2 protein-coding genes are annotated in these 3,646 nt (G+C 77.9%); one reads left to right on the forward strand and one right to left on the reverse strand.

Translation table 11 applies throughout. The features are described from left to right. Positions 1 to 1,967: LuxR C-terminal-related transcriptional regulator (locus JWQ92_RS04125; RefSeq protein ID WP_297343193.1), on the forward strand; the 1,967-nt coding region annotated here is incomplete at its 5' end. A gap of 2 nt (positions 1,968 to 1,969) precedes the next feature. On the opposite strand, the gene JWQ92_RS04130 is transcribed toward JWQ92_RS04125, so the two are convergent. Next, positions 1,970 to 3,646 (reverse strand): hypothetical protein (locus JWQ92_RS04130; protein WP_297343194.1); only part of this gene is annotated, 1,677 nt, incomplete at its 5' end.

The raw sequence follows: 3,646 nt of genomic DNA on the forward strand, positions 1-3,646 counted from the left end.
GGCGGCTGTCGTCGGTGCGGTCCGGAAAGGCCGGCGTCCAGGACGAGGGCAGCCAGCTCGCCGCCCTCGCGCTCATCCGCGCACCCCTGGAGGGGCCGGACGCCGCCTGGCTGGACATGTGCGCCGGCCCCGGCGGCAAGGCCGGGCTGCTGGCCGCGGTCCGCCCCGGCGCGGACGTGCCCGCCGCGCTCGACGAGCTCCTCGCGGTCGGCCTCCTCGTCGACGACGGCGAGATCCGGTTCCGGCACGAGATCGCGAGGACGGCGGTCCTCGACGCGGTGCCGGCCTACCGGGCAGCACGGATCCACGCGGCCGTCCTCGACGCCCTCCAGGTGCAGCATCCGCACGCGTTCTCGCGGCTCGCCCATCACGCCGCGGCCGCCGGCGACGGCCCGGCCGTGCTCCGCCACGCCCCGGTCGCCGGCGCGCAGGCCGCGCTGCTCGGCGCCCACATCGAGGCGATCGGTCACTACCGGTCGGCTGTGGACGCGGCACTCGGCGGGGATCCGGTGGTCCTCGCCGAGCGCCGGCACGACCTCGCGACCGAGCTGTCCCTCGCCGACCGGTTCGCGGAGTCCGCCGTCGAGTGGGAGGCCGCCCTCGCCACCTGGCGGGCGGTCGGCGACCGGCTGCGCGAGGGCGCCACCCTGCGCCGCCTGTCCCGGGTGATGTGGCGACTGTGCCGGGGCGCCGAGGCGACGATCCGGGCCGAGGCGTCCCTCGCGGCCCTCACCCCGTTCCCCGGACCCGAGCTGGCCTGGGCGTACGCCAACCTCGCCCATCAGCGGATGAGCGCCGTCCGGCTCGACGAGGCGATCGAGCTCGCACGGACCGCCCGGGCGCTCGGGGAGCGCTTCGCCGTTCCGGCGGTCGTGAGCGACGCGCTCGACACCGAGGGATGCTGTCTCGCCGCGACGGGAGGCGACGGCGAGGAGCCGCTGCGGACCGCGCTCGCCATCGCGCTGGAGCATCGTGTGCACGAGCAGGCCGGCCGGGCCTACGCGAACCTGGTGCCGCTCCTGTACGGGCAGCATCGCGTCGATGAGGCGGAGCGCCTCGTCGACGAGGGCGCCGTGTACTGCGGGGACAACCAGATCGCGACGTTCGGCACCTGCGTGCAGGGCGCCCGTGCGCTGGAGCTCGCCGAGGCGGGTCGCTCCCGCGCCGCCGTCGCGCTGTCCGACGCCCTGCTGACCCGCACGCCGTCGCCGTCGAACCGGCTCAACCCCTTGATCAGCGGCGGGCTCGCGAGGGTCCGCGCCGGTGAGCCGGGCGCATGGGCGCTCCTCGACGAGGCCCTCGAGCTCGCGGCGGGGATCGACGAGGTCGAGTTCGTGCTCGCGGCCCGGCTCGCCCGCGCCGAAGGCCGGTGGCTCCTCGGCGACCGGGCGGCCGCCGAGGCGGAGATCCGTGCGGTGCTCGACTTCGGTGCCCCGCTCGGCGATCCGCAGCGCGGCCTGATCCAGCTGTGGCTGCACCGGATCGGGCGCCCGTCGGCCGACCCCGTTCCGCTGGGCGCCCAGACGGCGGTGCGGCTCGAGATCGACGGGGACGTGGACGGCGCGATGGGGGCCTGGGACGCGATCGGGCGGCCGTACGACGCCGCGATCGCCGGGATCGCGTCCGACGACGAGCACCGGCTGCGGGAGGCCTTCGCCCGGCTCGAGCTGCTCGGCGCCGCGCCCGCGGCCCGCATCGCGCGCGCCCGCCTCCGGGCGATCGGCGCCGTCCGCGTGCCCGCCGGTCTGCGGAGAGCGACGCTCGAGGACCCGCACGGCCTCACGGAGCGCGAGAACGAGGTGCTGCACGAGATCGTCGCGGGGCGCTCGAACAAGGAGATCGCGTCGGCGCTGATCATCTCGGCGAAGACCGTGGACCACCACGTGTCGAACGTGCTGATGAAGCTGGGCGTGCGCACGAGGAAGGAGGCCGCCGCGCTGGCGACGGCCGGCGCGCCGGCGTCCTGAGGTCAGGCGCGGAGCGCCCGGATCCGCCGGTGCAGGCCGGGGGAGTCGACGCCGGTCGCGGCCGCCCTCGCGACGCCCGCCGACGCCCGGTGCCCCGCTTCGGCGGCGTGCACCGCTGCCCACGCCTGGAACTCGGGCAGGTCGTCGCGGAGCGCCTCGGCGTGGAGTCGCGCCGCGAGGTCCGGCAGCGCGGCCGGATCCGTGCGGCGGGTGATCTCGAGCTGCGCGAGGCCCACGTACCCCGACACCCAGACGTAGCGGTCCGGCACCCGGTCGCAGCGGACCCGCGCGTCGAGCGTCCACGACCAGCCCGCCTCCGGATCGCCCCCGTGCACGGCGATCAGCCCGAGGGCGCGGGCCGCCATGCCCTCCCAGCACGGGTCGCCGAGCTCGCAGGCGAGGGCGAAGGCCGCCTCGGCGTCGGCCTCCGCGGTGCGCCAGTCACCGCGTCGCGCGTCGCACTCGGCGTGCAGCGCCTGCGGCCAGGGCAGGAACGCGTTCCACCGCTGCATGCGCGCCCCCGCCATGCTCGCCGCGGCCGCCGCCCTCGCGTCGTCGACCCGGTCGAGGAGCAGCAGCGAGCGGGCCAGCACGCCGAGCGACCAGACGCGCTGGCGGGCTGCGCCGGCACGGCCCGCCGTCTCGGCCGACCGTTCGAGCAGCGCCGCGCCCGCCGCGTGGTGGCCGAGGTCGGCCTCGTTCATGCCGTGCACGGCCAGGATCCTGGCCTCGAGGGCATCGTCCCCGAGGGGCCGGGCGACGTCCGCGGCCTCGTCGAGGGCCCGGGACGCGGATCCGTGCCGGCCGGCCTGCAGGTCGACGAACGCGAGCTCGCGCAGCACGTCGGCGGCGAGCGCGTCGCGGCCGGCGACGCGGGCGGCGTGCAGCGCCTGGTGGAGGACCACCGACCCTTCGCCGTCGGCACCGCGGACCGCGTGCACGAGCGCCGCGCCGAGGGCGGCGAGCACCTCGGCGTGCAGGCCGTGGTCGCCGGCACGGGCCGCGTCGTCGGCCGCCCGGCGCAGGGTCTCCACCCCGCCGTCGGCCGCGCCCGCGGCGAGCGCCGCCGTGCCGGCCTGCAGCAGCGACGCGGCCGCGATGCCGGCTCGGATCCCGTTCGACGGCCGCGCCGCACGGACCGCCGCCGCGAGCCGGACCGCGGGGGAGAGGGGCAGGCCCTCGCGCGCGAACGCCCGCTCGCAGACCGCGAGATGCGCCGCGGCGAGAGCGGGCCTGCCGGCGAGGACGAGGGTGCGCAGGAAGAGCTCCTGGGCCGCCTCGTCGAGCGGATCGAGCCGGGCGGCCCGCTCGGCCACCTCGAGCGCGGCCGGGAGGTCGCCCTCCGTGAGGGCGCCGAGCGCGGCGGCGCGCAGGGCCTCGCGGACCCGGTGCTCGCAGCGGGCGCGGGCGAGCACCAGCCAGCCGTCGAAGTCGGGGCAGTCGCGCAGGTCGACGCCGTCGAGCAGCGGGCCGGGTGCCGACGGCAGCAGCCCGTCCTCGAGGTCCCAGACGTCCAGCTCGAGCGCCGTCCGATCGACCGACAGCGGGTCGCCACGCGCGACGGCCGGGGAGCCGAGCACGCGGCGCAGGTCGGCGAGGCTCCAGCGCAGGGCGGCGAGCGGATCGTCCGCCTCCGGGAAGAGCATCTGCGCGAGCTCGGCGCGGGCGACCGGCCGGTC

This window comes from Amnibacterium sp. (assembly GCF_025463795.1).
In the GTDB taxonomy this organism is placed as follows: Bacteria; Actinomycetota; Actinomycetes; order Actinomycetales; family Microbacteriaceae; genus Amnibacterium.